26 protein-coding genes are annotated in these 26,467 nt (G+C 53.5%); 9 read left to right on the forward strand and 17 right to left on the reverse strand.

All coding sequences use genetic code 11. From position 1 onward, the window contains the following. Nucleotides 1-67: 67 nt before the first annotated feature. A complete protein-coding gene (gene acnB / locus G0034_RS03810) occupies nucleotides 68-2,665 on the forward strand; it encodes a bifunctional aconitate hydratase 2/2-methylisocitrate dehydratase (protein ID WP_023332097.1) in 2,598 nt (865 codons plus the stop codon). Between the two features lie 189 nt (nucleotides 2,666-2,854). Continuing rightward, the gene (gene yacL / locus G0034_RS03815) at nucleotides 2,855-3,217 is read left to right on the forward strand and encodes a protein YacL (RefSeq protein WP_121527449.1); all 363 of its coding nucleotides are present in this window, start codon (nucleotides 2,855-2,857) and stop codon (nucleotides 3,215-3,217) included. A gap of 47 nt (nucleotides 3,218-3,264) precedes the next feature. Here yacL and G0034_RS03820 read toward each other — a convergent pair whose 3' ends face one another. The 4 genes from G0034_RS03820 to G0034_RS03835 form a co-directional block, all read right to left on the reverse strand. Beyond that, a complete protein-coding gene (locus tag G0034_RS03820) occupies nucleotides 3,265-4,236 on the reverse strand; it encodes a hypothetical protein (RefSeq protein WP_121527450.1) in 972 nt (323 codons plus the stop codon). Nucleotides 4,237-4,254: 18 nt separating this feature from the next. Beyond that, on the reverse strand, nucleotides 4,255-4,704 hold the full coding sequence (locus G0034_RS03825) for a lysozyme (protein ID WP_048995960.1): 450 nt from the start codon (nucleotides 4,702-4,704) through the stop codon (nucleotides 4,255-4,257). Further along, nucleotides 4,697-5,416: a DUF2589 domain-containing protein gene (locus tag G0034_RS03830; RefSeq protein ID WP_045134585.1), complete on the reverse strand. Its 720-nt coding sequence runs from the start codon at nucleotides 5,414-5,416 to the stop codon at nucleotides 4,697-4,699. The genes G0034_RS03825 and G0034_RS03830 overlap by 8 nt, the downstream gene beginning before the upstream one ends. A gap of 79 nt (nucleotides 5,417-5,495) precedes the next feature. Then, nucleotides 5,496-6,167, reverse strand: a complete 672-nt coding sequence (locus tag G0034_RS03835) for a DUF2589 domain-containing protein (protein WP_023332101.1) — start codon at nucleotides 6,165-6,167, stop codon at nucleotides 5,496-5,498. Nucleotides 6,168-6,479: 312 nt separating this feature from the next. Here G0034_RS03835 and G0034_RS03840 point away from each other — a divergent pair, with 312 nt between their 5' ends. Next, nucleotides 6,480-7,100 (forward strand): LuxR C-terminal-related transcriptional regulator, encoded by a 621-nt coding sequence (locus tag G0034_RS03840; RefSeq protein WP_179120527.1) that lies wholly within the window; start codon nucleotides 6,480-6,482, stop codon nucleotides 7,098-7,100. A 66-nt stretch (nucleotides 7,101-7,166) separates the two neighbouring features. Here G0034_RS03840 and speD read toward each other — a convergent pair whose 3' ends face one another. From speD to G0034_RS03855, 3 genes are all read right to left on the reverse strand, one after another. After that, entirely contained in the window at nucleotides 7,167-7,961 is a 795-nt protein-coding gene (gene speD, locus G0034_RS03845) for an adenosylmethionine decarboxylase (protein WP_014882580.1), read from the reverse strand. Then, the gene (speE, locus tag G0034_RS03850) at nucleotides 7,962-8,831 is read right to left on the reverse strand and encodes a polyamine aminopropyltransferase (protein ID WP_014882581.1); all 870 of its coding nucleotides are present in this window, start codon (nucleotides 8,829-8,831) and stop codon (nucleotides 7,962-7,964) included. It lies immediately after the preceding gene. A gap of 115 nt (nucleotides 8,832-8,946) precedes the next feature. Beyond that, complete coding sequence (locus tag G0034_RS03855) at nucleotides 8,947-9,294, reverse strand: YacC family pilotin-like protein (RefSeq protein WP_014882582.1); 348 nt, start codon at nucleotides 9,292-9,294, stop codon at nucleotides 8,947-8,949. A 145-nt stretch (nucleotides 9,295-9,439) separates the two neighbouring features. Here G0034_RS03855 and cueO point away from each other — a divergent pair, with 145 nt between their 5' ends. Then, the gene (cueO, locus tag G0034_RS03860) at nucleotides 9,440-10,999 is read left to right on the forward strand and encodes a multicopper oxidase CueO (protein WP_045269070.1); all 1,560 of its coding nucleotides are present in this window, start codon (nucleotides 9,440-9,442) and stop codon (nucleotides 10,997-10,999) included. Nucleotides 11,000-11,132: 133 nt separating this feature from the next. On the opposite strand, the gene G0034_RS03865 is transcribed toward cueO, so the two are convergent. Beyond that, on the reverse strand, nucleotides 11,133-13,523 hold the full coding sequence (locus G0034_RS03865) for a glucose/quinate/shikimate family membrane-bound PQQ-dependent dehydrogenase (protein ID WP_023332104.1): 2,391 nt from the start codon (nucleotides 13,521-13,523) through the stop codon (nucleotides 11,133-11,135). A 208-nt stretch (nucleotides 13,524-13,731) separates the two neighbouring features. Here G0034_RS03865 and hpt point away from each other — a divergent pair, with 208 nt between their 5' ends. Further along, complete coding sequence (gene hpt, locus G0034_RS03870) at nucleotides 13,732-14,268, forward strand: hypoxanthine phosphoribosyltransferase (protein WP_014882585.1); 537 nt, start codon at nucleotides 13,732-13,734, stop codon at nucleotides 14,266-14,268. Between the two features lie 129 nt (nucleotides 14,269-14,397). Here the strand turns inward: hpt and can are convergent, their stop codons facing one another. Next, nucleotides 14,398-15,060 carry a carbonate dehydratase gene (gene can / locus G0034_RS03875; RefSeq protein ID WP_014882586.1) on the reverse strand — a complete coding sequence of 221 codons (663 nt, stop codon included), beginning with the start codon at nucleotides 15,058-15,060 and terminating at the stop codon, nucleotides 14,398-14,400. A 107-nt stretch (nucleotides 15,061-15,167) separates the two neighbouring features. On the opposite strand from can, the gene G0034_RS03880 reads away from it, so the two are divergent. The 4 genes from G0034_RS03880 to G0034_RS03895 all read left to right on the forward strand — a co-directional run bounded on the left by G0034_RS03880 (nucleotide 15,168) and on the right by G0034_RS03895 (nucleotide 18,717). Beyond that, nucleotides 15,168-16,094, forward strand: coding sequence for an ABC transporter ATP-binding protein (locus G0034_RS03880; protein WP_023332105.1), 927 nt, complete (start codon nucleotides 15,168-15,170; stop codon nucleotides 16,092-16,094). Beyond that, complete coding sequence (locus tag G0034_RS03885) at nucleotides 16,091-16,861, forward strand: ABC transporter permease (RefSeq protein WP_023332106.1); 771 nt, start codon at nucleotides 16,091-16,093, stop codon at nucleotides 16,859-16,861. Before G0034_RS03880 ends, G0034_RS03885 begins: the two co-directional genes overlap by 4 nt. Nucleotides 16,862-16,965: 104 nt before the next feature. Next, nucleotides 16,966-17,406 (forward strand): PTS sugar transporter subunit IIA, encoded by a 441-nt coding sequence (locus G0034_RS03890; protein ID WP_032637491.1) that lies wholly within the window; start codon nucleotides 16,966-16,968, stop codon nucleotides 17,404-17,406. A 63-nt stretch (nucleotides 17,407-17,469) separates the two neighbouring features. Next, the gene (locus G0034_RS03895) at nucleotides 17,470-18,717 is read left to right on the forward strand and encodes a polysaccharide deacetylase family protein (RefSeq protein WP_045269069.1); all 1,248 of its coding nucleotides are present in this window, start codon (nucleotides 17,470-17,472) and stop codon (nucleotides 18,715-18,717) included. Between the two features lie 2 nt (nucleotides 18,718-18,719). Here G0034_RS03895 and G0034_RS03900 read toward each other — a convergent pair whose 3' ends face one another. The 8 genes from G0034_RS03900 to panD form a co-directional block, all read right to left on the reverse strand. Continuing rightward, complete coding sequence (locus G0034_RS03900; protein ID WP_157843862.1) at nucleotides 18,720-19,796, reverse strand: fimbrial protein; 1,077 nt, start codon at nucleotides 19,794-19,796, stop codon at nucleotides 18,720-18,722. A gap of 25 nt (nucleotides 19,797-19,821) precedes the next feature. Continuing rightward, the gene (locus G0034_RS03905) at nucleotides 19,822-20,424 is read right to left on the reverse strand and encodes a fimbrial-like protein (RefSeq protein ID WP_014882592.1); all 603 of its coding nucleotides are present in this window, start codon (nucleotides 20,422-20,424) and stop codon (nucleotides 19,822-19,824) included. 13 nt (nucleotides 20,425-20,437) lie between these two features. Continuing rightward, nucleotides 20,438-21,001 (reverse strand): fimbrial protein, encoded by a 564-nt coding sequence (locus G0034_RS03910; protein ID WP_047026707.1) that lies wholly within the window; start codon nucleotides 20,999-21,001, stop codon nucleotides 20,438-20,440. Nucleotides 21,002-21,026: 25 nt separating this feature from the next. Further along, nucleotides 21,027-21,599, reverse strand: a complete 573-nt coding sequence (locus G0034_RS03915) for a fimbrial protein (protein ID WP_023332110.1) — start codon at nucleotides 21,597-21,599, stop codon at nucleotides 21,027-21,029. 23 nt (nucleotides 21,600-21,622) lie between these two features. Next, nucleotides 21,623-24,220: an outer membrane usher protein gene (locus G0034_RS03920; RefSeq protein ID WP_045134590.1), complete on the reverse strand. Its 2,598-nt coding sequence runs from the start codon at nucleotides 24,218-24,220 to the stop codon at nucleotides 21,623-21,625. A 77-nt stretch (nucleotides 24,221-24,297) separates the two neighbouring features. After that, complete coding sequence (locus tag G0034_RS03925; RefSeq protein ID WP_179120528.1) at nucleotides 24,298-25,041, reverse strand: fimbrial chaperone; 744 nt, start codon at nucleotides 25,039-25,041, stop codon at nucleotides 24,298-24,300. Between the two features lie 81 nt (nucleotides 25,042-25,122). Continuing rightward, nucleotides 25,123-25,734 (reverse strand): fimbrial protein, encoded by a 612-nt coding sequence (locus tag G0034_RS03930; protein WP_023336764.1) that lies wholly within the window; start codon nucleotides 25,732-25,734, stop codon nucleotides 25,123-25,125. Nucleotides 25,735-26,067: 333 nt separating this feature from the next. Continuing rightward, nucleotides 26,068-26,448: an aspartate 1-decarboxylase gene (gene panD, locus G0034_RS03935; RefSeq protein ID WP_014882598.1), complete on the reverse strand. Its 381-nt coding sequence runs from the start codon at nucleotides 26,446-26,448 to the stop codon at nucleotides 26,068-26,070. Nucleotides 26,449-26,467 lie beyond the last annotated feature (19 nt).

The following is a 26,467-nucleotide window of genomic DNA, read 5'->3' on the forward strand; positions in this document are numbered from 1 at the left end:
CTGCTGTCTCACAGGAGCGTGAAGAGAACGCCCGCCGCATATGACAATGAGAGCGAGGAGAACCGTCGTGCTAGAAGAATACCGTAAGCACGTAGCAGAACGTGCCGCCGAGGGAATTGTACCCAAACCGTTAGATGCAACCCAAATGGCCGCGCTCGTCGAGCTGCTGAAGAACCCGCCTAAGGGCGAAGAAGAATTCCTGTTAGATCTGCTGATCAACCGCGTACCGCCTGGCGTAGATGAAGCTGCCTACGTAAAAGCCGGATTCCTTGCTGCTATCGCCAAAGGCGAAGCCACCTCCCCACTGGTTACTCCTGAAAAAGCCATTGAACTGCTCGGCACTATGCAGGGTGGTTACAACATTCATCCGCTGATTGACGCGCTGGATAACGACACGCTGGCACCGATTGCCGCGAAAGCGCTCTCTTCAACGCTGCTGATGTTCGATAACTTCTACGATGTCGAAGAAAAAGCCAAAGCGGGCAATGTCTATGCGAAGCAGGTGATGCAGTCCTGGGCGGACGCCGAATGGTTCCTCAACCGTCCGGCCCTGGCAGAAAAAATTACCGTGACCGTCTTCAAAGTGACCGGTGAAACCAACACCGATGACCTCTCTCCGGCGCCGGATGCGTGGTCTCGTCCTGATATCCCTCTTCACGCCCTGGCGATGCTGAAGAACGCCCGTGAAGGCATTGAGCCGGATCAGCCGGGTAGCGTCGGCCCGATCAAACAGATCGAAGCGCTTCAGGAGAAAGGTTTCCCGCTGGCCTATGTGGGTGATGTTGTGGGTACCGGTTCTTCCCGTAAGTCCGCAACCAACTCCGTACTGTGGTTCATGGGTGACGACATTCCGCACGTGCCTAACAAGCGCGGCGGCGGCCTGTGCCTCGGCGGCAAAATTGCCCCTATCTTCTTTAACACCATGGAAGATGCAGGTGCGCTGCCAATTGAAGTGGATGTCAGTAACCTGAACATGGGCGACGTGATTGACGTCTACCCGTATAAAGGCGAAGTGCGTAACCACGACACTAACGAACTGCTGGCAAGCTTCGAGCTGAAAACCGACGTGCTGATCGACGAAGTGCGTGCCGGTGGCCGTATCCCGCTGATCATCGGTCGTGGCCTGACCACCAAAGCGCGTGAAGCGCTGGGCCTGCCGCACTCAGACGTGTTCCGTCACGCGAAAGATGTTGCGGAAAGCAACCGTGGTTATTCGCTGGCGCAGAAAATGGTGGGTCGCGCGTGCGGCGTTGCGGGTATTCGCCCTGGCGCATACTGCGAGCCGAAAATGACTTCCGTGGGGTCTCAGGACACCACCGGCCCAATGACCCGTGACGAACTGAAAGACCTGGCGTGCCTGGGCTTCTCTTCTGATCTGGTGATGCAGTCCTTCTGTCACACAGCGGCGTATCCGAAGCCGGTTGACGTGACCACGCACCACACGCTGCCAGACTTCATCATGAACCGTGGCGGTGTCTCCCTGCGTCCGGGTGACGGTGTTATCCACTCCTGGCTGAACCGCATGCTGCTGCCGGATACCGTGGGTACCGGTGGTGACTCCCACACCCGTTTCCCTATCGGTATCTCCTTCCCGGCGGGCTCCGGTCTGGTGGCATTTGCGGCTGCGACCGGCGTGATGCCGCTGGATATGCCGGAATCAGTGCTGGTGCGCTTCAAAGGTAAAATGCAACCGGGTATCACCCTGCGCGACCTGGTTCACGCGATCCCGCTGTATGCGATTAAACAGGGCCTGCTGACCGTTGAGAAGAAAGGGAAGAAAAACATCTTCTCTGGCCGCATTCTGGAAATCGAAGGTCTGCCGGATCTGAAAGTGGAGCAGGCGTTCGAGCTGACCGATGCCTCCGCTGAGCGTTCTGCGGCGGGCTGTACCATCAAGCTGAACAAAGAGCCGATTATTGAGTATCTGACCTCCAACATCGTGCTGCTGAAGTGGATGATTGCAGAAGGCTACGGCGATCGTCGTACGCTGGAGCGTCGTATCCAGGGCATGGAGAAATGGCTGGCGGATCCGCAGCTGCTGGAAGCGGACGCTGACGCAGAGTATGCGGCAGTGATCGACATCGATCTGGCGGATATCAAAGAGCCAATCCTGTGTGCACCGAACGATCCTGACGATGCGCGTCTGCTCTCTGATGTGCAGGGCGATAAGATCGACGAAGTGTTCATCGGCTCCTGCATGACCAACATCGGTCACTTCCGTGCTGCCGGTAAGCTGCTGGATACCCATAAAGGCCAGCTGCCGACCCGCCTGTGGGTGGCACCGCCAACCCGTATGGATGCCGCACAGCTGACGGAAGAAGGTTACTACAGCGTGTTTGGTAAGAGTGGTGCGCGTATCGAAATCCCAGGTTGTTCCCTGTGTATGGGTAACCAGGCGCGCGTGGCGGACGGTGCGACGGTGGTCTCCACCTCTACCCGTAACTTCCCGAACCGTTTAGGTACCGGTGCGAATGTTTACCTGGCTTCTGCGGAGCTGGCTGCGGTTGCGGCGCTGATTGGCAAGCTGCCAACGCCGGAAGAGTACCAGACCTTTGTGGCTCAGGTAGATAAGACGGCGGTGGACACCTATCGCTATCTGAACTTCGACCAGCTCTCTCAGTACACCGAGAAGGCTGACGGGGTTATCTTCCAGACGGCAGTATAAACGGCAAAACCGTCTCTACGAGACGGTTTTTAGTGTTTGCACCCTCTCCCGTGGGAGAGGGACGGGGTGAGGGCATCAGGCCGCTGGGTCTTGCTCTCACTTTTTATTTTCATTCCTCCCGCCTCTCCCGCTTTTTTTCTTCCTCTCTGCTGCGATAATTACCCTAATGGCTTTGCAGAGGAAAATACTATGGATTACGAATTTCTGCGCGACATCACCGGAGTGGTGAAAGTGCGTATGTCGATGGGGCACGAAGCCGTTGGCCACTGGTTTAACGAAGAGGTGAAAGAGGATCTCGCGCTGCTGGATGAAGTTGAACAGGCGGCGAAGACGTTAAAAGGCAGTGAACGCTCCTGGCAACGTGCCGGACATGAATACACGCTGTGGATGGATGGCGAAGAGGTGATGGTGCGCGCCAACCAGCTGGAGTTTTCGGGTGATGAGATGGAAGAGGGGATGAGCTACTACGATGAAGAGAGCCTGTCGCTGTGCGGCGTCGAGGACTTTTTGCAGGTGGTAGCTGCGTACCGGGCGTTTATGAAACAGAAGTAACGGAAATTCCCTCCGGAGAGTACCGGAGGGAATCTGCGGGTTTTACGCTACAGTAAAAATCTCACAAAATTAGCGGTAGGGTTGGTCGCTGCAACTGGCGTTGCCCTCCCGGCGCTGAATGACCACGCCTGGCATTGGGAGGCGACTGGCATACCGTCGTTACGTACAAGGAATTTCACCCCACCCGGGTTTTGCGGCGGATCGCTGACCGGCATTCCGCAGGCGATCAGAAAATCAATGTCGCTGTTTTTGCTCTGCAGCTCCGCTATCCGTTGCTCCCAGCCCGCCGGGCGAACATTCCCCTGCGTGAAGTAATCCAGACAGATATCAATGCTGAACGGCTTATCGCCCGCATAAGTATTGGTGAAGTAATCGGTGACAACGATCCCATGCAATGATTCTGCCGACACTTCGCTGCTGTCGCCGATATGAATGATCTGACCATCCGGCAATTGGGCAGAAATATGCCCCGGGATCGCGTGACCGTTTGCCTGAGGAAAGAAATCAATCGTGGAAACGTAGCGTTTCGGCCACATCGTCAGGGACTTATCGGTACGGGTATTTTGCCCGCACAGCAGCCAGTTCACGGCGTGAAAAACGGTGTCGTGGCAGGGCGTCTTCTCACTCTCGTCATCGTCGCGATACAGGATGGCGCAGGTTCCCGCCAGAAAGGTGATGGCAGAGGAGGGATCCCCGGAACGGGCAGGGAAGGCATCAATCAGTCTGTTAACGTAGTCGCTAACATTGCTCATGTAGAAGTCACCGAGCTTCATGATGTCATCTTCACTGCGCACATTACTCCAGCGGGTATTCCAGAAGAATTCTGGAAGCGTGACAAAGGTATGGTCCCAGCTGCCGGTGTCGGTTTCCAGTACCGTTTTGAGCTGAGCACTGACCTGATTCAGACGGAACGCCATCCGCTCTTTGGCGTGTGCCAGCAGATCTTCATCCGCCCCTCGCAGGTCGTCTGCCTCATGCGTAAAGGAGTCAGCACACCAGGAAAGAATTCGAATTGTCATGTTACACCTCGTGATTGATCAGGATAAAAACAGGTTTTTTTCAGCGTTCCGACGTGCAGTCAGGCCCGCCAGAACCTGGCCACCGGCATGGTTCCATTTCGGAAATTCCTCAGCTGCGCCGTTGAAGTCTCCGCTGTTCACTTTGCGCAACAGGGTTGAACTCTTCAGATTGGCTGGCCCCAGGTTAAAGGCGAAGCTCACCAGGGCATCGAACTGGTTCTGGGTGACTTCCACCGTCAGCATGTTGTTGACGTCATGCTCAAAACGCTGCAAGTCCTCACGAAGGATCTGCTCCGCGGCTTCAGCGGTGATGGTTCGCGTGCCGCCTGGTGGGATCGGGTTTTCGACATGGCCATAACCGATGGTTGGAATGCCGACGGCATCTTTGTAGGTGGTTAAACGCAGGCCTTCATACTGTTTGATAAGGGCAATGCCGCCATTGCCCGTTGTTTTCAAAGCATCACTCATGGTTTTTCTCCTTTACGGGGACGGGAGTCATACGGTGGATGAATTCATCAAGCAGGCGCAGCACCGCTTCTGGCGGCTCCTGAGCGACAAAATCAATTTCAATATCAATGTTTTGGGTGTCCGTTTTACCTTCATGGGGCTGGGGCGCCATGGTGACGAGGAAGTGGCCACGCTCTCCCTGTCCCGTTAGCGTGCTTATGGATTCGGTAGCATCACCGCGAACGGTCAGGCGCATCTTCATTCTCTCCATCGAGAGATTGCGCGGTGGTGCAAGCGTGACAAGCGGCACGTTCAAACGATGCTCATCATCCAGCTGAAGCTCGGCGTAGTCGGGTTTGTAGCTACCGTCCGGAGCCTGCTCAAACAACTGGGAGAGCACGGCGATGTACTGATGGGTCATATACTGGTTGGCACTGAAAGCCGCGTGCTGGAGCCCTTGTACCAGGGTATCTAAGCCCATAGCGTGGTTGCCCTTGTTGCCGGCAGGAGGCGGCGGCGTACCGTTATCGCCTCCACCGGCACCGCCGTTATTTCCCCCGTCATTGCCTCCGGTGTTGCCACTTTCCCCTGTGGGAGCATGGGACGGCGTTATGTCCGGTGGATCTTCTGATGACAGCGTTGTCGGTTTATCCGCCGGGGTTTCGGGACTGGTTTCAGGCGTTACAGCGTCGGGCGATTTACGGCTGAACCAGAATCGACGTGAATCAGGCATGCTTTTTCTCCTTCAGGCAGGTGTCCGTAAGCCGGGCACCTGCCAGGGGTATTAAATGCGTTTGAATGTGTGGTGTGGGTTAACCATTACCCCCTTGAGGCGGCGCGACCGGGGCAGGGGCCGGTGCTGGGGTAATCAGACCTGAACTGTTGGTGGCAGGCAGTGTGGCAGGCTGATCTTCTGCGCGTTGTGCCGGTTTGGTGGCAGCATTTGTCAGATAATCGACCACGCGGCTGAGCGCCTCCGGCATCGGCTGACGTTTTACAGAGGTGTGGATGGAGTATTTGGCTCGGGTATCGGTCGAGCGGGTCTGTTCTGACTTATGGCTAACACTCCCCTTCACGCTGACGGAGAATGGACCCCAGCCGATTTTGCCCTCCAGGGAGCCTTCCTGGCTGCTGCTTTCGTTGCTGGCTGCGCTCTGGTGGATCTCAAGCTCGAAGTCGATAGTCCCTTCTTCGATACAGATGATGGGATGCACGACTGCCGCGAGCAGAGGAATACGCATGACTTTGGTCTGCGTACCGGTCGTCACGCCTTTCTCATCGACGAGCGTTTCCTCATAATCAAACTGTACCGAAACGGCCTTGCCGTCCTTAATACAGACACTTAATAAGAAATCGGTATAACTCTTTGCTGCCTGGGTTTGGGCTTTAATCATTGCCTGTAGTGGCGCAGAAATCATACTGTCTAGCGGCAATGAACTAATAACTGAACCTATAAATCCGGCATCAACATTTGCATCTGGCATAATTCATTCCTCGATATTTTGGTGGTTGCAGAATATGTCTGCCCCTTAATCATGGATATCGATGAATAAAGCATCTATGAGCGTAAAGTTATGTTTTCAGAAATCATTCCGTCTGTATGGAATGGTCTGTATCGAAAGTTACATGGCGAAATGTGACGGGCTGTGCTTAATAAATTAAACCGGCATTACTCCTGCAATTGAAAATTTCATCTGGTGTTATTGCTTTTCATCGCACAGCAGCTCTCGCGTTGAGGTCTGTATGAGGTTTTTAAGTGCCGCTAACAAGATAACGATTATTTAAGTGGGACGACAATGAATATACTTATTTATGATGAATTGCCGCTGTTCATTCATGGCATCCGATGCCGTTGGGCTGAACTTGCGCCCGCACTACATATCACAGCAGCACATAGCGAAGATGAGGTCTGGAAAGGTTTAATAAAAAACCGGGTTGATATTATTATTCTGGATGCTGATTACGAGATTGAGAAAAAAATAGCATTATTAACGCAGTTAACATCACAGGCGGATCATGTTTTCGTGTTGATGAACTTTTCACGGCTGGATAATGTAAACCCGATTTATTTTTTGGAGAATGGTGCCGCCGGGATTTTGACAAAGAAAATGGAGTCGGAAGAGTTATTGCAGGCGATCGAATGGGTGCGGCAAGGGAGAATATATTTACCGGATAGTTGCCTGCGTGAGCATAAATTAATACGAATGCATAATTCCCCGCCCCCTTTGCGCACACTCTCACCCCGGCAGCGCGAGATCCTGCATCTTGTTGTCCAGGGACACAGTAATAAACAAATTTGTCGTGTGCTGGGGATTGCGGAAGGAACGGTTAAGAATCATCTCCATGCCTTGTTTCGTCAACTGGGTGTCAGAAATCGTACGGAAGCGGCGATGATACTGGCACAAACGCCGGTTTAAGAAACAAACAAAATAATAAAGAAGGAAAAATCATCGCTTTTCCTTCTTTATCCGTTTGCATGCGTGTTACACGGCAGGAATATTGCGGCCGTAGTAGATTTCCCGCATCTCTTTCCAGAGCAGGTCGGTAATGGCCTTGCGCTCGTCTTCGCTCAAATCTTCTGGACGGGTGTGGAACATGTAGTGCTTAAGGTCAAACTCCTTAAGTAACATCTTGGTATGGAAGATGTTTTCCTGATACACGTTCACATCCATCATGTCATACAGCGACTTCATGTCGTCAGACATAAAGTTCTGGATGGAGTTGATCTCATGGTCGATGAAGTGCTTCATCCCGTTGATATCGCGGGTAAAGCCGCGCACGCGATAATCAATGGTCACGATGTCCGATTCCAGCTGGTGGATTAAATAGTTCAGCGCGTTCAGCGGGGAAATCACGCCACAGGTCGACACTTCTATGTCAGCCCGGAAAGTACACAACCCACCTTCCGGGTGGCTCTCCGGATAGGTGTGCACGCAGATATGGCTTTTATCGAGGTGCGCGACGACCACTTCCGGCAGCGGGCCCGGATGCTCCGTTTTGTCGATAAGCTTAGGGTCGACCGGCTCTTCGCTGACCAGAATGGTCACGCTGGCACCCTGGGGTTCGTAATCCTGACGCGCAATGTTCAGGATGTTGGCGCCAATGATTGAACAGGTTTCTGTCAGGATCTCGGTCAGACGGTTGGCGTTGTAGAGTTCGTCGATATAGGCGATGTAACCATCGCGTTCTTCCGCTGTTTTGGCATAGCAGATATCGTAAATACAAAAACTCAGGCTTTTGGTCAGGTTGTTAAAGCCATGCAGTTTAAGCTTTTTCAATTAGCTCACCCCCTTAGTGGATAATGCGTCTTGCAGGTACTGCGGCAGCGCAAACGCGGCGGTATGAATTGCCGGATTGTAGTAGCGGCACGTGAGACCAGCCTGATGGAAGCGGGCCTGAATAATTTCAGTCGAGAGGTGGCGCAGCACGTCGTTATCCGTCGCCCAGGCAAAGGTCATGATCCCGCCGTAATAGGTAGGAATGGCCGCCTGATAGAAGCTGACGTCAGAAAAATAGGTGCTGAGCTTGCGATGGCTGTCGAGCGCTTCATCCTGCTGCAGGAAGCAGACGCCATTTTGTGCGACAAAGATCCCGCCAGGGTTCAGGCAGCGCTTACAGCCTTCGTAGAACGAGGAGGTAAACAGCGATGCGCCCGGGCCGATAGGGTCGGTGCAGTCGGAGATAATGACGTCAAAGGTCTGCGAGGTCTGGTTAACGAAGTTAACGCCGTCGTCAATCACCAGGTTAAACCGCGGATCGTCATAGCTACCGGCATTGTGGTTGGGCAGGTACTGACGGCAGAAAGAGACCACACCCGCGTCGATCTCGACCATCGTAATGGTTTCAATCGATTGATGACGGGACACTTCACGCAGCATTGCGCCGTCGCCACCGCCGATAATCAGAACGTGTTTCGCGTGCCCGTGCGCCAGCAGCGGAACGTGGGTCATCATCTCGTGATAGATAAACTCGTCACGCTCGGTCGTTTGTACTACGCCATCCAGTGCCATGACGCGGCCAAAAGCGGCATTCTCAAAGATGATGAGATCCTGGTGATCGGTTTTCTCATGATAGAGCACGTTATCAACGGCAAAATACTGACCAAACTGGTCATGCAGTGTTTCATGCCACAACGTGTGGTCGGCCATACGCGGACTCCTCCTTTGTTAACATCCGTAACACTCATAAAAAATGAGCGAAACATGATAGCTAACTATAACCATGGTTGCACGGTTATAGGGTGAACAGGGGGCGTCGGGAAGATTATTTCACGTAGGCGAGCAGGCTGAGTGAATCGCGAGCCAGCGCTTTGCATTTTTTAGCCGTGGGAATGCCAATACCGCTCAAGTCACGGTAACTGTCTTCACCGAGCGCCTTCATGTCAAAGCTGTCGTAGTTGCTGAGATCCCATTGGTTCTGCTGGGCGAAAAAGACCAGCGCACGGCGAATTTGCCCGTTGGGTAAATTCTGGTAGCCACAATCATTTTTCAGGAATACAAAAACCGCCGTCAGGTCGGCCATATCTTCCGCTTCATTTTCACTGAGCGCATAGCTGTTCGCACACATTGCCATCAGGCTACCGAACAAAATTGTCCTGAAAAACGTCTTCATTGCTTCTACCACTTCTTCACGGAAAATTAACGTTAGCATACTTGATGCCAGTGCGACGATCTTTATTATTGCCGCCCGACTTGACCTTCCGGTAAGGGGAGGGTTTATGCTCAAAAGATCGCCTGCTGGAAATAAGGAAATGAACATGCAACGTCGTGATTTTTTAAAATATTCCGTTGCGCTGGGGGCTGCCAGCGCACTACCACTCTGGAGCCGCGCCGTTTTCGCGGCTGAAAGACCTGCCTTACCCATCCCTGATTTACTGACCGCTGACGCCCGTAGCCGTATCCAGCTCGTTGTTCAGTCCGGTCAAACATCCTTTGGCGGGCACAACGCCACGACGTGGGGCTATAACGGCAATTTGCTCGGTCCGGCGCTTCAGCTACGTAAAGGGAAAGCGGTGACGGTGGATATCCACAACACGCTCGCAGAAGAGACGACGCTCCACTGGCACGGGCTGGAAGTGCCGGGTGAAGTCGACGGTGGACCACAGGGCATTATCAAGGCCGGTGGTAAACGTAGCGTGACTTTTACGCCCGAGCAGCGTGCGGCGACCTGCTGGTTCCATCCGCATCAGCATGGCAAAACCGGCCATCAGGTGGCGATGGGGCTGGCCGGGCTGGTGCTGATTGAAGACGATGAAAGCCGCCTGCTGCGTCTGCCGAAACAGTGGGGCATCGATGATGTGCCGGTGATTGTGCAGGACAAAAAATTCACCGCAGACGGGCAGATTGACTACCAGCTGGACGTCATGAGCGCGGCGGTCGGCTGGTTCGGGGATACGCTGCTGACCAACGGTGCGATTTACCCTCAGCACGCCGCGCCAAAAGGCTGGCTGCGTTTACGTCTGCTTAACGGCTGTAACGCGCGTTCCCTTAATTTTGCGACCAGTGATAAACGCCCTTTGTACGTGGTCGCCAGCGACGGGGGGCTTCTGCCCGAGCCAGTTAAAGTGGATGCGCTGCCGATGCTCATGGGGGAGCGCTTTGAGGTGCTGGTGGATATCAGCGACGGCAAGGCGTTTGACCTGGTGACCCTCCCGGTCAGCCAGATGGGGATGGCGGTTGCGCCATTTGATAAGCCGCATCCAGTGTTACGCATTCAGCCGTTACTGGTTACCGCGTCGGGCACGCTGCCGGATACGTTAACCACGCTGCCTGCACTCCCGTCGCTTGACGGGCTCACGCAACGCAAGCTTCAGCTCTCCATGGACCCGATGCTCGACATGATGGGCATGCAGGCGCTGATGAAGAAGTATGGCAATCAGGCAATGGCGGGAATGCATCACGGTCAGATGATGGGCCATATGAATATGGACCACGGCAAAATGGGCGGCATGGATCATGGTGGTCATGGCTTTGATTTCCACAACGCCAATAAGATCAACGGTAAAGCGTTTGATATGAACACGCCGATGTTTGCCGCTACAAAAGGGCAGTTTGAGCGCTGGGTGATTTCAGGCGAAGGCGACATGATGCTGCACCCGTTCCACATCCACGGCACGCAGTTCCGCATTCTTTCTGAGAACGGCAACGCGCCGGATGCGCATCGCGCAGGCTGGAAGGACACCGTGAGAGTGGAGGGCGGCGTGAGCGAGGTGCTGGTGAAGTTTGACCACGACGCGCCGAAGGAGTTTGCCTACATGGCGCATTGCCATCTGCTGGAGCATGAAGATACGGGGATGATGCTCGGTTTTACCGTATAAAAAAAGCCGGGTGGCGGCTTCGCCTTACCCGGCCTACTTTTCGCTGGTGCGGCCTGATGCCCTCACCCTGACCCTCTCCCACGGGGAGAGGGAACAGACACTAAAAACGGCAACTTTCGTTGCCGTTTTGCTTTTACCTTGCGTCGTCAGGCAGCGCATACGCGACGATATAGTCGCCCATCTTCGTGCCAAACGAACCGTGACCACCCGCAGAGATGACAACGTACTGCTTGCCATTCACTTCATAGGTCATCGGCGTTGCCTGTCCACCCGCAGGCAGACGGCCTTGCCACAGTTTCTCACCGTTGGTCATGTTGTACGCGCGCAGGTAGTTATCTGCGGTTGCCGCGATGAACAGCACGTTACCGGCGGTAGAGATTGGGCCACCCAGCATTGGCATACCCATATTGAACGGCACCGGAACCGGCATCGGGAACGGCATGCTGTCCTGTGGCGTACCAATACGTTTTTTCCACACAATCTGGTTGGTTTTCAGATCCAGACCGGAGATGTAACCCCAGGCAGGCTGTTTACACGGCAGACCAAACGGTGACAGGAACGGGTTCAGGGTCACGCCATACGGTACGCCGTACTGCGGCTGGATACCGGCTTCGGTACCGCTGCCTTTCGCATCTTTCGGCTGCTCCATTGGGTTGCCCGGACCGCGTGGGATCAGGCGGGAAACGAACGGCAGCGCCATTGGGTTGGCGATAGCAACCTGACGGTTCGGGTCGACGGAAATACCGCCCCATTCGAACATCCCCAGGTTACCCGGGAAGACCAGCGTGCCCTGCTCAGAAGGTGGTGTGAAGATGCCTTCATAGCGCAGCTGATGGAACATCACGCGGCATACCAGCTGGTCAAACATGGTGGCACCCCACATGTCTGCCCCGCTCAGGTCTTTCTTCGGACGGAAGCTCAGGTCAGAGAACGGCTGCGTTTTAGAGACGTAGTCGCCTTTCGCCGCGCCCTGCGGAACCGGTTTTTCCGGCGCAGGCACAACCAGCTTGCCGTTGCTGCGATCCAGCACGAAGATGTTGCCCGTCTTGGCCGGAGCGTAAATCACCGGAACGGTTTTGCCGTTAACGGTAATGTCGGCCAGCGTCGGCTGGGACGGCATATCCATATCCCACAGATCGTGGTGAACGGTCTGGTAGCTCCAGGCCAGCTTACCGGTGGTCGCGTTCAGCGCCACGATGGCGCTCGCATAGCGCTCCTGCTCCGGCGTACGGTTACCGCCCCAGATATCTGGCGTGGTCACACCCATCGGCAGGTACACCAGGTCCAGCTTCGCGTCATACGCGGCAGGCGCCCAGGAGTTTGGCGAGTTGAAGGTAAACGTGTGTTCGTCTGACGGAATCGCGTTAGGATCTTTCGCGCCCGGATCGAAGGCCCACAGCAGTTTACCGGTATTCACGTCGAAGCCGCGGATCACGCCCGAGGTTTCACGCGTGGAGAAGTTATCCGTCACCGAACCGGCAATCACGATGGTTTTATCGGTGATGATTGGCGGAGAAGTCGGTTCATACAGACCCGGCGTGGTGTCCGGCATGTTGGTCTGCAGATTCAGGATACCTTTGTTGGCGAAGGTTTCGCACAGCTTGCCGGTTTCTGCGTTGATAGCGAACAGACGACCATCGTTGACCGGCAGCATAATGCGGCGCGGACAGTCGGCAATGACTTCCGGGCTGGCATTATCGGCACGCGCTTCATGGTAAGAGACACCGCGGCAGGTCACGTGCTGGAACGACGGGTTGGAGTTCAGCTGTGGATCGAAGTGCCATTTCTCTTTACCGGTGGCCGCGTCGAGCGCGAACAGGCGCTGGTGCGCCGTACACAGATAAAGCATGTTGCCGACTTTAATTGGCGTCACTTCGTTGGTCAGTTCGCCCGGATCGTTCGGCATCTTCAGGTCGCCGGTACGGAATACCCAGGCTTCTTTCAGGTTTTTAACGTTGTCCGCGTTGATCTGCTTAAGCGGGGAGTAACGCTGACCTTCCTGGTTACGGCCATAGGCCGGCCAGTCACCGTCAGCAACCTGCGAGATAGCCGCCGCAGGGGTAGACTCCGCATTCAGCGTCCCGTTGATCTCCTGTGGATCGTTAAAACCGGCCCAGGTGAGCATACCGCCGCTGATGAGCAACGCCACCAGCAGTGCCGCCACGGCACCGCGGGAAGGCACAATCAGGCGACGCCAGACGAACGGCAGGATCAGCCAGATACCGAAGAAGACCAGGATGTCGCTGCGCGGCGTCAGTGCCCAGAAGTCGAAGCCGACTTCCCAGACGCCCCAGATCATGGTTGCGAGGAGTAAAACTGCATACAGCCACAGTGCAGATTGTTTTCTACGCCAGAGCAGGACGGTTACGCCAAGCATAACCAGGCCCGCGATTGGGTAGTACCAGGAGCCGCCGATCGCGACCAGCCAGACGCCACCGATTAACAGGTACAGGCCGCAGAAGGCGGCGAATAACGCTGTTAGTGTCACCAGTAGACGCGGCTGTTTAGAGTGTGTTTCAGCCATAGAAAGTGTACTCGTCAGTTTTTGTTAATAATTTGCTAGCAACTAATTATAGGTATTAACAAGTGTGATCGGAATCACAATATTTGCTTTTTATAACTCATACGCCAGGCTTATCCATTTGCTGATATAATGGCTGGCTTGCGTATCAATGCCTGAAGTGAGTTCATCTGCATTGAGAGATTTTCATTAAAATCATATGGTTAGTAATATGAAACATACTGTTGAAGTGATGATCCCGGAAGCCGAGATCAAAGCGCGTATCGCCGAACTGGGTCGTCAAATCACCGAACATTACAAGGACAGCGGCAGCGAAATGGTGCTGGTTGGTCTGTTGCGTGGCTCTTTCATGTTCATGGCGGACCTGTGCCGTGAAGTGCAGGTGCCTCACGAGGTCGATTTTATGACCGCCTCCAGCTACGGCAGCGGCATGTCCACAACCCGTGATGTGAAAATCCTGAAAGATCTGGATGAAGATATTCGTGGCAAAGACGTGTTGATCGTGGAGGATATTATCGACTCCGGTAACACGCTCTCTAAAGTGCGCGAGATCCTGAGCCTGCGCGAGCCGAAATCACTGGCAATTTGTACGCTGCTGGATAAACCTGACCGTCGCGAAGTGCAGGTCCCGGTAGAGTTTGTCGGTTTCTCCATTCCGGACGAATTCGTGGTGGGTTACGGCATCGACTACGCACAGCGTTATCGTCATCTGCCGTATGTGGGAAAAGTGGTATTACTGGACGAGTAAACGAGTTGGGTGCGGCCTGATGCCCTCACCCCGGCCCTCTCCCACAGGGAGAGGGAGCAAACCCAAAAAACGGCAACCTGGTTGCCGTTTTGCTTTTACCTCGGCGCCACCCGGCTTTTTAACGTGCACTTATTTATGGTTCACATGCTTAAGCTTGAGGTTAGCAATCCCTGAGCGGTAACGCTGTTCCAGCGTTTCGCGGTTGGTGGCGGTGACTTCCAGATTGCGCAGCAGACCATCGTGAATACCGTACGCCCAGCCGTGGATAGAGACCTTCTGCCCGCGTTTCCACGCTGACTGCATGATGGTCGAATGCCCAAGGTTATACACCTGCTCCATCACGTTGAGTTCGCACAGGGTGTCCATGCGACGCTCCTGCGGCATTTCGCCCAGCAGTGAGCTATGTTTGAACCAGATATCGCGGATGTGCAGCAGCCAGTTATCAATCAATCCCAGTTCCGGGTTTTCAACCGCCGCCTGCACGCCGCCGCAGCCGTAATGGCCACAAATAATGATGTGCTCGACTTCCAGAACGTCAACGGCATACTGAACCACAGACAGGCAGTTGAGATCGGTGTGAATCACCAGGTTGGCGACATTACGGTGAACAAACAGTTCTCCTGGCTCAAGGCCAGTCAGACGTTCCGCCGGCACGCGGCTGTCGGAACAGCCAATCCAGAGAAAGCGCGGGTTCTGGGCTTGTGCGAGTTTTCCAAAAAATCCGGGGTCTTCCTCCACCAGCATTTTTGACCATAGTGCATTGTTGCTAATGAGTGTATCTATGTCGTTCATGGAGGTTAGCGACCTGTAACCAAGTAATTGCGTTGCGCTACTATAGGGTAACCCGACTTTTAATGAAACCACACAACGTGTGTAAGAACTGAAGGTAAGTTAAATTCATGGCAATTGCACTGGAGCTTGAGCAGCTTAAAAAAACCTATTCGGGTGGCGTTCAGGCGCTACGCGGGATAGATCTTAAAGTAGAGGCCGGGGATTTTTACGCGCTTCTGGGGCCGAATGGGGCAGGGAAATCTACCACCATCGGGATCATCAGCTCGCTGGTGAACAAAACCTCCGGCCGCGTTAGCGTGTTCGGATACGATCTGCAAAAAGATGTGGTTAACGCCAAACGCCAGCTGGGGCTGGTACCGCAGGAGTTCAACTTCAACCCGTTCGAGACGGTGCAGCAGATCGTCGTTAACCAGGCGGGTTATTACGGCGTTGAGCGCAAAGAGGCGCTGGAGCGCAGCGAAAAGTACCTGAAGCAGCTCGACCTGTGGGAAAAACGTAACGAACGTGCGCGGATGTTGTCCGGCGGGATGAAACGCCGCCTGATGATTGCCCGTGCGCTGATGCATGAGCCAAAACTGCTGATCCTCGATGAACCGACCGCGGGTGTGGATATCGAACTGCGCCGCTCGATGTGGGGCTTCCTGAAGGATCTGAACGATAAAGGCACCACCATTATTCTGACTACCCACTATCTGGAAGAGGCTGAAATGCTGTGCCGCAACATCGGCATCATTCAGCACGGCGAGCTGGTGGAAAACACTTCGATGAAAAACCTGCTTTCCAAGCTGAAATCAGAAACCTTTATCCTCGACCTGGCGGCAAAAAGCCCGCTGCCGAAGCTGGAAGGGTACCAGTATCGTCTGGTGGATACCTCGACGCTGGAAGTGGAAGTGCTGCGCGAGCAGGGGATCAACAGCGTGTTCTCTCAGCTGAGCGCGCAGGGGATTCAGGTTTTAAGTATGCGTAACAAAGCGAACCGACTGGAAGAGCTGTTTGTCTCTCTGGTGCAGGATAAACAAGGAGACAAGGCATGACGCATCTTTATTGGGTCGCGCTGAAAAGCATCTGGGCGAAAGAGATTAACCGCTTTATGCGTATCTGGGTGCAAACCCTGGTGCCACCGGTGATCACCATGACGCTCTATTTCATCATCTTCGGTAATCTGATTGGTTCCCGGATTGGTGAGATGCACGGTTTTACCTATATGCAATTTATCGTGCCGGGTCTGATCATGATGGCGGTGATCACCAACGCCTACGCGAACGTGGCGTCGTCGTTCTTTAGCGCCAAATTCCAGCGCAATATTGAAGAGCTGCTGGTGGCACCCGTGCCGACGCATGTGATTATCGCCGGGTACGTGGGCGGCGGCGTGGCGCGCGGTCTGTGCGTGGGGATCCTGGTGACGGCGATTTCGCTGTTCTTCGTCCCGTTCCAGGTCCACTCCTGGCTATTTGTCGCGCTGACGCTGCTTCTGACGGCAATCCTGTTCTCGCTGGCCGGTCTGCTGAACGCGGTATTTGCCAAAACGTTTGACGACATCAGCCTAATCCCGACCTTCGTGCTGACGCCGCTCACCTACCTCGGCGGGGTCTTCTACTCCCTGACGCTGCTGCCGCCCTTCTGGCAGGCGCTGTCGCACCTGAACCCGATCGTCTACATGATCAGCGGCTTCCGCTTTGGCTTCCTCGGTATTACCGATGTACCGCTGTTTACGACGGTGGCGGTGCTGGGGGTATTCATTGTCGCGTTCTACCTGCTGTGCTGGTATCTGATTCAGCGCGGTCGCGGTCTTCGCAGCTAACCTTTTGCCCGGCGACGCTCTGTTTGCCGGGCGCTTTCTTTGACAGTTATCACCGTAAGCTAACCTTCACTCCGCTAAACTACTTGCCTGCTAAGGAGAGAGTTATGCTGGGATGGGTTATCACCTGCCATGATGAACAGGCGCAGGAAATGCTGGACAAGCTTGAGGCCAGATTGGGTCCGCTGGTGCAATGCCGGGCGGTTAATTACTGGCGTGGGTTAAGCACCAACATGCTCAGCCGGATGATGTGCGATGCGCTGCATGAAACAGACTCCGGCGACGGGGTAATTTTTCTGACGGATAAATCAGGCGCTGCACCTTATCGGGCCGCCGCGTTGCTGAGCCACAAGCACGATAATTGTGAAGTGATCTCCGGTATCAGTCTGCCTTTACTCGAAGCCATGTATCCCCTTCGCGCCTCATTAAGCAGCGCGGAGTTTCGTCACGCCATTGTGGGGGAGGGCATGCCTGGGGTGAGCAGCTTGTGGCACCAGCAGCAGAAGAACCCGCCTTTCGTTCTGCTTCACGATCTGTATAAACATTAAACATTGGTATTGATGTCGCTTTTGCTACAATGGCGACTGATTTTCCGTGTCGATTTATATCCTATGTTCATGCGCGTTATCTTTATCCTTTTGCTGCTGGTGTCCGGTGGGGCGTCTGCCAGCCTGATTAGCCAGCAAGGGCTCCCTGCTCACTATATGCAAACCACTGAGGATGCAGCCATCTGGGCTCAGGTGGGTAACGACGTGGTTAACGTGGGCAATGTGCGCGCCGGGCAGATCCTCGCGGTCTTTCCCGCCGCGGCGGATTATTATGAATTTCGCTTCGGGTTCGGCACGGGGTTTATTGATAAAGCGCACCTTGAAAACGTGCAGGGAAAGCAGCGTGTAGAGGACAGTCTGGGGGATCTGAATAAGCCGCTCAGTAACCAAAACCTCATCACCTGGAAAGATACGCCCGTCTATAACGCGCCCAGTAGCGGAAGTGCGCCCTTTGGCACCCTTAGCGCCAACCTGCGTTACCCCATTCTGAATAAGCTCAAAGACCGTCTGAATCAGACGTGGTATCAAATCCGCATTGGCAATCGCCTAGCGTGGATCAGCAGCCTGGATGCGCAGGAAGATAACGGCATCCCGGTTCTCACCTACCACCATATTCTGCGCGACGAAGAAAACACCCGTTTTCGCCATACCTCCACGACCACCAGCGTACGTGCGTTCAGCAACCAGATGACCTGGCTTCGCGATCAGGGATACGCGACGCTGACGATGTACCAGCTGGAAGGCTACGTGCGTAACAAGATGAACCTGCCCGCGAAGGCGGTGGTGATTACGTTTGACGATGGGCTGAAGTCGGTGAGCCGTTACGCTTACCCGGTTTTGAAAGAATATGGCTTCAACGCGACCGCGTTTATTATTTCGTCACGCATCAAAGGTCATCCGCAGAAGTGGGACCCAAAATCGCTGCAGTTTATGAGCGTTCAGGAAATTAAGGGCATACAGGACGTGTTCGACATTCAGTCTCACACTCACTTCCTGCATCGCGTGGATGGGTATAAACACCCGATTTTATTGAGCCGCAGCTATCACGTGATCCTGTTCGATTTTGAACGTTCCCGCCGTGCGCTGTCGCAGTTCAACCCGCGCGTGCTGTACCTTTCTTACCCGTTTGGCGGCTATGACAATAAAGCGATCAAGGCAGCGAACGACGCCGGTTTTCATCTGGCGGTAACGACGGTGAAAGGGAAGGTCAAGCCGGGGGATAATCCGTTCTTACTGAAACGCCTCTATATCTTAAGAACGGATTCGCTGGAGACGATGTCGCGGCTGATCAGCAATCAGCCGCAGGGGTAGGATTAATTGTAGGAGATGGTGAACACGCCGGTGGCGCTAAACGCGCCGGGGGTGATCATGCCGCCATCTGCGATCAGTTGGGCCACAAAGTTTATCTGCGTCGACGTGGGGACGCCTGTTTCCGTCATAACATATGACGAGTTCGCATCATTGGGAATAAGCTGCGAGTTCCCGTTGTTATACAAGATCTTCACGCCTGCACCTTGCGCCCCTGTCGAAAGCGTATTGCCGAGAAGGTCATGGTCTATACCCGTCAGCCTGGTTGTCGTGAGCTTAGTGGTATATTGCGCCACGCTGGTGCAGTCGTTGAAATTTATGCTAAAAGGCACGTCCTTGACGCGCTTGTATCTGATGTCGGAAACAAAATAATCTCCCAGATCCACCGTGTGCGTGCCGTTACCCAGCATGACGATATCACAGGTAGGCAATACGATAGGTACCTGGAATGAGTTCTCGTCCACTGTGAACGTCCAGGGCTTGTTATTGCTGTCCGCGGGATCGCCTATCGACATTTTCCCCAGAGTACCCGGTTTCGGTTTTATGACGGTTTCCCTGTTCGGGTTACCCTGGTAGTCATAACCGACGTAGAGGTATACGAAAGTGTTAATCCATCTGTCCTGTATAGGGGTATTTTGCCCCCATGCTGCAGTGGTATACCAGCCGGAAGTATTCGTTCCAAATAGGCCGCCGATTCCAGTGTCGGAGGTTTTTACCTTCACGCTGTAATAGATGCCGGGGATATTGGTCGCAAACATGCCCTCGTTGTACTTGCTGCCTGCCAGTAGTTCAGGGCTGGTTTGCGCCATCAGATTGTAACCGTCATTCCCGGGGCCACAATGTATCTGGATGCCCGGCGTGATGTTAACGGTAAAGATTTCATTGATATACGCCCCCTGATCGGGTAAGCGAATTGTTGCCCCCGAGTATTCAGAGTTGACCAGTTTTGTTGTACCGCCATCGCCATCATCCATTCGACATTCTGCAGCCCAACCTGACTGGCAAAAAGAGAAAAGCAGGCCGGTTAAGGCAACCTTCGCAGCACCGCTAATAAGGGGGCTGTGTGTGAATTCTTTGAACATTCTCATCCATTTCCTGTTCTGGTTATTATTCATAAGTGACGTCAACGCGTATTTTGCTGGTCACCGTCCCGCCAGTAACAACGCCTGTGTTTTGATATCTGACGTAGAATTCATAATCCGTTATATATGCAGAACCCTCACCACTCACGTCGTAAACGACTTTTGACGTTCCGTCGTTATTTAATACGTTGGCTTTATTTTTTCCGGAAAAAATCACCACGCCGACGTTTCTCGCCGTTCCTGCAGCAGTATCATCGCTTTTAAATACCTGGTTTTGTCCCGGCCAGAATCCTGATTGAGGAGAGAAGCTGAAATTCAGCTTTGCAGGGTTGCCGCTTTCACCATAGCAGTCATCGACATGAATCTTAAAAGGTGTGCCGCCTGCATCATCGCCAGGAACATAGCGATCGCTACCATCAGCGTTATAAAACCAACTACGTATAACCGTGGGGAGATAGATTTCTCCTCCATTATCAACGGTTACCTTACAACTGCTATTAACAATGTTAGCGGTAATGTTCGTATCCAGGCCTGAATTTGCCCGGCCTACGTCAGGTAAAAGCCCACCAGCCAGGCCGACAAGCAACACAAGACCGGGCTGGCGAAAGAGAATCGGTAATTGTTGCATGACAATTCCTGTATTACTGATAGGTTACGGTGAAGGTCACAGGCGCAGTTACCGAGCCTGTACCCACATCAGCGATGGTCTTATCCTTCGCGATCACGATACGGGAGTTCATCGGGAACTCACCCACGCCGCTGGTGATGGTAACCGCCTGCGCTGCGGGGGGTGTTTTACAGTTCAGTTGAAGGCCGGAATCCACCGCGCCAGACCAGAGCTCAAAGGCGGTGTTCTGGCCGGCGGCATAAGCGTCCCCGTCCAGGTTATTACCTGAGCATGAGCCGCCTGTACCGGACGCCGCAGACACCATGGCTTTTTTCACGCCAGCGCAGCCCGTGAATGAGATTTTCAGCGGTTCTACGCGACTTTTGTTTTCCAGATCAGCTTTATACACATCACCAAAGTTCACCTCAGTGGCATCCGCGCCCGCGCTGTTGGTCACTTTCGCCGTACAGGTGCCAGCGGTGATGGTTGACTGGACGGTTAGCTTGGCGCTGGGGGTGCCTGTAATCGCTGCATTTGCCGTGTCGGTAGCGAAAAGGGCAGCAACGGACAGGGCGAGTAAAGTTGAGTTAAATTTCATTTGAGTGCTCCGTTATCTGCACAAATCATTCGTAGCTGAATTCAAACGTCACTATGGCTTCGAAATCGCCTGTGGTCATTTTGCCGGTTTGGGTTTCTTTCAGAGTCGCCACCAGGGGGATTTCCTTGCTGGTGATTTCCGCCGCGGACCAGACCAGACGCTGAGCATCGTTGGTCGAGTTAATGGTGAACGGTGCGTCCGGGGCGGATGCACGGGCAATGGTGACGGCTGCATAATCTGCACCGCCGCTGGCGGTCGTTTTCGAGTTACTTACACCCGTTAACAGATCGGTGTTCTGCGTACCCTTCACCGTGGTTTTCAGGTCGCTCAGCGAGGACGGACATTCAACGATGGCCAGCTTGAATTCAGCTGTCGCTGTACCGGCCTGCACCTGGTCGAGACGGATTTTGCCCTGTGAGTCTCCGATTTTAAGCGTCTGCTCGGTATTGGAACCTGAGCCGCCAACCAGCTTCATATCACAGGTCGTTTCACGAAGGTTGGCGGTAAAGTTAACCGTAAGATCGGTACTGTGTGCCGTCCCTGAAAGCGTCAGCGCTGTCATGACAATGACAGACAGGCTGAGAAGCATCTTTTTCATATGATTTCTCTTAATTTCCCGGATTACATTTCACATGTTTGGTTATTGAGGAGGGTAATGAGCCCGGCTTTCTCTAAATCGGGTTTCAGCTGATAGCGCACTGTGCAGGAGCCGTCCTTGTCACCGCTCCAGACCACGCGGAGCACGCCGCTGTTCTCGATACCGCGAACATAGGCCTGACCGGCCTGGCCCACGGAACCCACCGATTCATTTTTTTCATTCAGCACGTCAGCGCCCAGTGGAATAAAGCCGTTATCGTTACGCTTAAGCTCAAGAACGACCGAACGTCCTTCGTCGGTTTCAAAATTCACCAGCACGACAGAACCGCTGCGCGGTACGGTGGTGGTGGTGGTATTTTTCACTTCAACGTCGTTTTCGAGGGTCCTGATATCCAGCGAAACCCGGTTTTCCCGATACGCGGACATATACGGCAGAATGCCGTAGCCCGAGTCGTCAATTGTGCCTGCGCCGTAGCCCACACCCGCGCCCTTCGCACCGCTGGCCTTGACTACCGCGATGGCATCGTTATCGCCAATGCTGCCCGGTGCGAAGGCGATGCCGCCCGCGTGTGCGACCATCCCGCCGCTGTAAGAGGCGGAGAACTGCTTGCTATTGTCGTCACCAAACGAGGCGGAAACGCCGAGCGGACCATAGCTGCTATTTAGCGAGCTATAACCACTGATTTGGTTCAGGTTGCCGTAGTTACCGCTGCTGGACGACGTACTGACGGAGTAGCTGACCTTGTTATCCTGAGTGTTGCCACTCGCGGAGCTGTTGAAGTTAGTACCGCCTTTAAGATCGGAACGCAGGCCCATGTTGACGTTCGAGAACCCAGCTAAACGCGAGTTGTCCTGCGAGAAGACGCTCAGCGGCACGCTCAGGCTGAGGTAAACGCTGTCATCCTGTTGACCGCGCTGGTCGTAAGTCCGCTGTAACGACAGGCTATAGCTACCGTAGGCGAAGCTGTTGTTGTAGCCCACGTTGTAGTTAGAGTTAGAGCCTTCCCCGTTCCAGTAATCTTGCCAGGTTCCGCTGACGTACAGTGAACCGTAATCCTTTTCAGCCGCCCTCAGAGGCTGGTTAAGGCTGATTTGGATCTGGTTTTTAGTACGCTGGTAGTCATCGTAAAGAGCCGTATTTGACTCATAGCTACGGTTGGCATAGTTCTGCTGTTTGATGCTGTTACGCAGTTGCGCGGCATCGTTCAGGCTCAGATAGTCTTCGGTAGAGAAGCGATAGGCCGCCACGTTGAACGAGGTGTTCGTGGCTTCAATGCGCTTACTGTATGTCAGACGATAACTCTGCCCACTGCGCGTGCCCAGGTCTTCGATATCCGCGTGCGACTGGGTGATGTCCAGCGCGAAAGCACCGATGGGGGTGTTCATTGCCAGGCCGAGGATGCCTGCATAGAAGTCCATGTCGGTGTACTGGGCGCCAGCATAGCCCGTGAAGGTATTGTTGAGGCCGTAGTAGAGCGTACCGTAGCCTACCTGGGGCTTGTCGATCAGCGAGTCGTCGTTCAGTTCACCCATGCCAACGTCCCAGCGTGAGGATCCAGGGCGTAGCATCTGGGTCACGGACGAGAACGGCACCGTGAACGTGCGCTTGCTGCCGTCCGCCTCTTCAATGGTGACCAGCAGATCGTTACCGTAGCCCGTGGTGCTCAAATCGTTGATCTCAAACGCGCCCGGCGGCACTGAGGTCTCATAAATTTTATTGCCGCTCTGCGTGACGCTGACTTTGGCATTGCTGTTTGCCACGCCGCGAATCACCGGTGCATACCCCGTTGAACCGTTTGGCAGCATACGTTCGTCGCTATACAGACGTGTTCCGCGCAGGCTCAAGGAGTCGAAGGCTTCTCCGTTGGTAAAGGAGTCACCGAGTACCCATTGCGCGTCAAGAGAGGTGATGTCACGCTGAAGATAAATATCCTGGCTGCTGTAGTGCGTGCCGTTGTCTTTATCCCAGTTCAGACTGCCGCGCGATCGCAGGCGCCATGGTCCCATGTTGAGACCATAGCGCAGGCCCGCATAGGCGCTTTCAGAGGTTGAACCGCTGTTTTCGCTGTGCCAGCCGTTGAGATCGTAAGACAGAAGCGCCGCCGGAATGCCGTTATCCCAAAGGGACGGGTCGACATAGCCTAACGGGCGCTTAACCACGTAAATTTGCGGGAAGTTGAGGTTCAACACCTGCTTAGCACTGTCGTAGTTGACCGACGCTTCAGGATAGAATTTTTTTACATCGATGCAGGTCTCGTTGTCGTCGTCGTCCAGCTCGTCTCCGAGTGCGCGGGTATCCACACCGGACTGCGAGAGCAAAAGCCTCGTAATACAGGGTGTCGCGCGCGGCGTCCCGTTATCTTTAAAGATAATGTCAACCGTCGATTTTAACGTGCCGTTTAAATTGACCCTGGTACGGTACGTACCCGGCGCCACCGGGTTACCATGCGCAAAGCGGCTTACGTCAATATTTGTGCTTCTTGAGAGAAGAAACTGTTCGTTAAATTCGACCGCATCTTCGTTTTCCTGCGCGGTGTCATTAGCTGCGTGACTGTCTGCACAAACATGTAAGGGGAATGCCGTGCCGATCGCAAGGCATAAAAGAGAACGTCGGAACACCATGGCACATCCATTTATCAGTGCGGATAAACATATCCGCAGAGCTCATGCTATCTATTGTTATGTTGTCGGGTGGCAAATTACTTCAGCGTGGTTTCGTGGTTGTCGACCCCACCGTTATCGTTAATTGTTTCGTATGCCACTTTGCCGGTTGTGGTGGTGGTTAATCCTTTGACCAGCATGGCTTTCTCGCTGAAAGGCAGAACAGACTGGTGGGCTACCTCATAGGTCTTTTGGCCCGACTTAAGTTTGACCATTGAAATCGCTACGTTGTACGGGGACTCGTTATGGGCGACGAGGCTGACGCCGTTGCCGTCTTTCTTCATGGTCCAGGTGACATGGTCGGCGGCTTCCAGCGCTGAGCCTTTCAGTCCGTCTGGACGGAAAAAGAATTTAATGCGGGTGCGGAACGCCAGCTGAAGCTGGTTTGTATTTTCGGCGTTGGCATTTTTAGGTTTTGGCGGAATTTCTAATACGTTAAACCAGAACAACGATTCGCGGTCTTTTGGCAGCGACTGACCCATGTAGGTGATGCGCAAAGACTGACCTTGCTTAGGGTCGATACGTGAAACTGGCGGGGTGATCACGAACGGGAGCTTAAGTTCTTCCGGGCTTTTTTCGTCGCGACCGTCGTCGAGCCAGGACTGAACCAGCAGAGGTTTTGCACCACGGTTATCCAGGTTAACGATGACGTCTTTTGATGACTCAGGGTAAACAATGCGGGTGCCGGAAATAACAATATCGGCACTGGCGTGTGATGCTGAAAATAAAGCAGCAGTAAACAGCGCGATCTTTAATCCTTTAATTACGGATGCGTTAAACATAATTTTTCCACTTCCTGTTGGAATGATAAGAATAATCCCCCAGAAGCGGGGGATTATTTAAAACCTGCAAAACAAAGAGGTTTATTCGTAGTTCATGGTGAAGGCAACTTGTGCCTGCACGGTACCGGCGGATACTGGGTTAGTGGTTTGATCCCAACCCTGGCCCTGGGTATAAGCTACTTTGTAGTACAGCTTAGCCGCGCCGCTTGTATCAACAGTGGCCTGTTGAGTGTTGTTAGTCTGGTCGATTTTCACCAGATCGGTTTTGGTGTTGCCATCGTTGCTCAGTACGAGGTTAACGTTCTTCGCAGAACCCTGAGCGTTTGCTGGTGGAACCAGCAGGCCGCCTTCGGTAGAAGTAGAACCCGCCCAGGAATTGAACTGTGCAGATGCTTTAGCCACGGTAGCAGTATCACAACCGGTCAGCGCCAGGTTGAATTTTTTCTGGCCCAGGGTGCTGGTAGTACCCAGTGCAGTGGTGCCAAAATCAGCAACAGATACGGTGTCCAGGGTGACATCGAAATCGTTACCACTCTGGTCAATTTTCTGATCCAGGGAAACTTTACAAGTGGTGTTAGACACCATGCCGTGGAAAGTAATCGTACCTGTGTCACCTGGAACAGCTGCAACTGCGGAACCTGCGCTCAGAGCCAGTGCAATTGCCATACCCATGCTAACTTTTTTAAAAGACATACCAATATCCATATTTTGAAGTTAAAACATTTAAATCAATAATTTTTTTTGGAGCTATTGATTTAAAATCTGAAATGTTATTTCGTGGCGGATTCTAGAGATTTATTTGGGATAAGACTAGTCAACGGGGGTGATTAAAACTGCAGGTTGGTTTAAGTTTTTCTTAATGGGTGGGAATTATGATTTGGGAATTATATAATATAATTCTCTGAGATTTCTTTGGTTATTTATTTAAATCCTATTAAATGCGCTATAATTGATCGTGGCTTGCACAAAAAAGACTGGACTCATTTTGATAGTGAATGGGATAAAAATGAGTCCAGGGAAAAGAAATCAGGCGACCTGAACAGGAATAGCTTTTGCCGTGCGCTTCATTTCGTTATCGCCTTCAAAATAGGCCACTTTGGGCTGCCAGCGACGCGCTTCTTCGTCAGACATCATCACGAAGCTGGCGATGATCACGATATCGCCCACCTCTGCGCAGTGTGCTGCCGCGCCGTTGACGGAGATGATTTTGGACCCGCGTTCGGCGGCAATTGCATAGGTAGAGAAGCGTTTGCCGTTATTGACGTTCCAGATATCGATCGCTTCGTTCTCAAGAATACCCGCCGCGTCGAGGAAATCCTGGTCAATGGCGCAGGAGCCTTCATAGTGCAGGTCTGCCTGAGTCACTTTCACACGGTGAAGCTTACCTTGCAGCATTTTGCGAATCATTACGTTTACCTTTCATCTT

This window comes from Enterobacter sp. T2, from assembly GCF_010692925.1.
In the GTDB taxonomy this organism is placed as follows: domain Bacteria; phylum Pseudomonadota; class Gammaproteobacteria; order Enterobacterales; family Enterobacteriaceae; genus Enterobacter; species Enterobacter kobei.

Excerpts from the sequence above, each read along its gene's own strand:
- yacL (WP_121527449.1), top strand. The coding sequence starts at position 2,855 with ATGGATTACGAATTTCTGCGCGACATCACCGGAGTGGTGAAAGTGCGT.
- G0034_RS03820 (WP_121527450.1), bottom strand. The coding sequence starts at position 4,236 with ATGACAATTCGAATTCTTTCCTGGTGTGCTGACTCCTTTACGCATGAG.
- G0034_RS03825 (WP_048995960.1), bottom strand. The coding sequence starts at position 4,704 with ATGAGTGATGCTTTGAAAACAACGGGCAATGGCGGCATTGCCCTTATC.
- G0034_RS03830 (WP_045134585.1), bottom strand. The coding sequence starts at position 5,416 with ATGCCTGATTCACGTCGATTCTGGTTCAGCCGTAAATCGCCCGACGCT.
- G0034_RS03835 (WP_023332101.1), bottom strand. The coding sequence starts at position 6,167 with ATGCCAGATGCAAATGTTGATGCCGGATTTATAGGTTCAGTTATTAGT.
- G0034_RS03840 (WP_179120527.1), top strand. The coding sequence starts at position 6,480 with ATGAATATACTTATTTATGATGAATTGCCGCTGTTCATTCATGGCATC.
- speE (WP_014882581.1), bottom strand. The coding sequence starts at position 8,831 with ATGGCCGACCACACGTTGTGGCATGAAACACTGCATGACCAGTTTGGT.
- G0034_RS03855 (WP_014882582.1), bottom strand. The coding sequence starts at position 9,294 with ATGAAGACGTTTTTCAGGACAATTTTGTTCGGTAGCCTGATGGCAATG.
- cueO (WP_045269070.1), top strand. The coding sequence starts at position 9,440 with ATGCAACGTCGTGATTTTTTAAAATATTCCGTTGCGCTGGGGGCTGCC.
- G0034_RS03865 (WP_023332104.1), bottom strand. The coding sequence starts at position 13,523 with ATGGCTGAAACACACTCTAAACAGCCGCGTCTACTGGTGACACTAACA.
- hpt (WP_014882585.1), top strand. The coding sequence starts at position 13,732 with ATGAAACATACTGTTGAAGTGATGATCCCGGAAGCCGAGATCAAAGCG.
- can (WP_014882586.1), bottom strand. The coding sequence starts at position 15,060 with ATGAACGACATAGATACACTCATTAGCAACAATGCACTATGGTCAAAA.
- G0034_RS03880 (WP_023332105.1), top strand. The coding sequence starts at position 15,168 with ATGGCAATTGCACTGGAGCTTGAGCAGCTTAAAAAAACCTATTCGGGT.
- G0034_RS03885 (WP_023332106.1), top strand. The coding sequence starts at position 16,091 with ATGACGCATCTTTATTGGGTCGCGCTGAAAAGCATCTGGGCGAAAGAG.
- G0034_RS03890 (WP_032637491.1), top strand. The coding sequence starts at position 16,966 with ATGCTGGGATGGGTTATCACCTGCCATGATGAACAGGCGCAGGAAATG.
- G0034_RS03895 (WP_045269069.1), top strand. The coding sequence starts at position 17,470 with ATGTTCATGCGCGTTATCTTTATCCTTTTGCTGCTGGTGTCCGGTGGG.
- G0034_RS03900 (WP_157843862.1), bottom strand. The coding sequence starts at position 19,796 with ATGTTCAAAGAATTCACACACAGCCCCCTTATTAGCGGTGCTGCGAAG.
- G0034_RS03905 (WP_014882592.1), bottom strand. The coding sequence starts at position 20,424 with ATGCAACAATTACCGATTCTCTTTCGCCAGCCCGGTCTTGTGTTGCTT.
- G0034_RS03910 (WP_047026707.1), bottom strand. The coding sequence starts at position 21,001 with ATGAAATTTAACTCAACTTTACTCGCCCTGTCCGTTGCTGCCCTTTTC.
- G0034_RS03915 (WP_023332110.1), bottom strand. The coding sequence starts at position 21,599 with ATGAAAAAGATGCTTCTCAGCCTGTCTGTCATTGTCATGACAGCGCTG.
- G0034_RS03920 (WP_045134590.1), bottom strand. The coding sequence starts at position 24,220 with ATGGTGTTCCGACGTTCTCTTTTATGCCTTGCGATCGGCACGGCATTC.
- G0034_RS03925 (WP_179120528.1), bottom strand. The coding sequence starts at position 25,041 with ATGTTTAACGCATCCGTAATTAAAGGATTAAAGATCGCGCTGTTTACT.
- G0034_RS03930 (WP_023336764.1), bottom strand. The coding sequence starts at position 25,734 with ATGTCTTTTAAAAAAGTTAGCATGGGTATGGCAATTGCACTGGCTCTG.
- panD (WP_014882598.1), bottom strand. The coding sequence starts at position 26,448 with ATGATTCGCAAAATGCTGCAAGGTAAGCTTCACCGTGTGAAAGTGACT.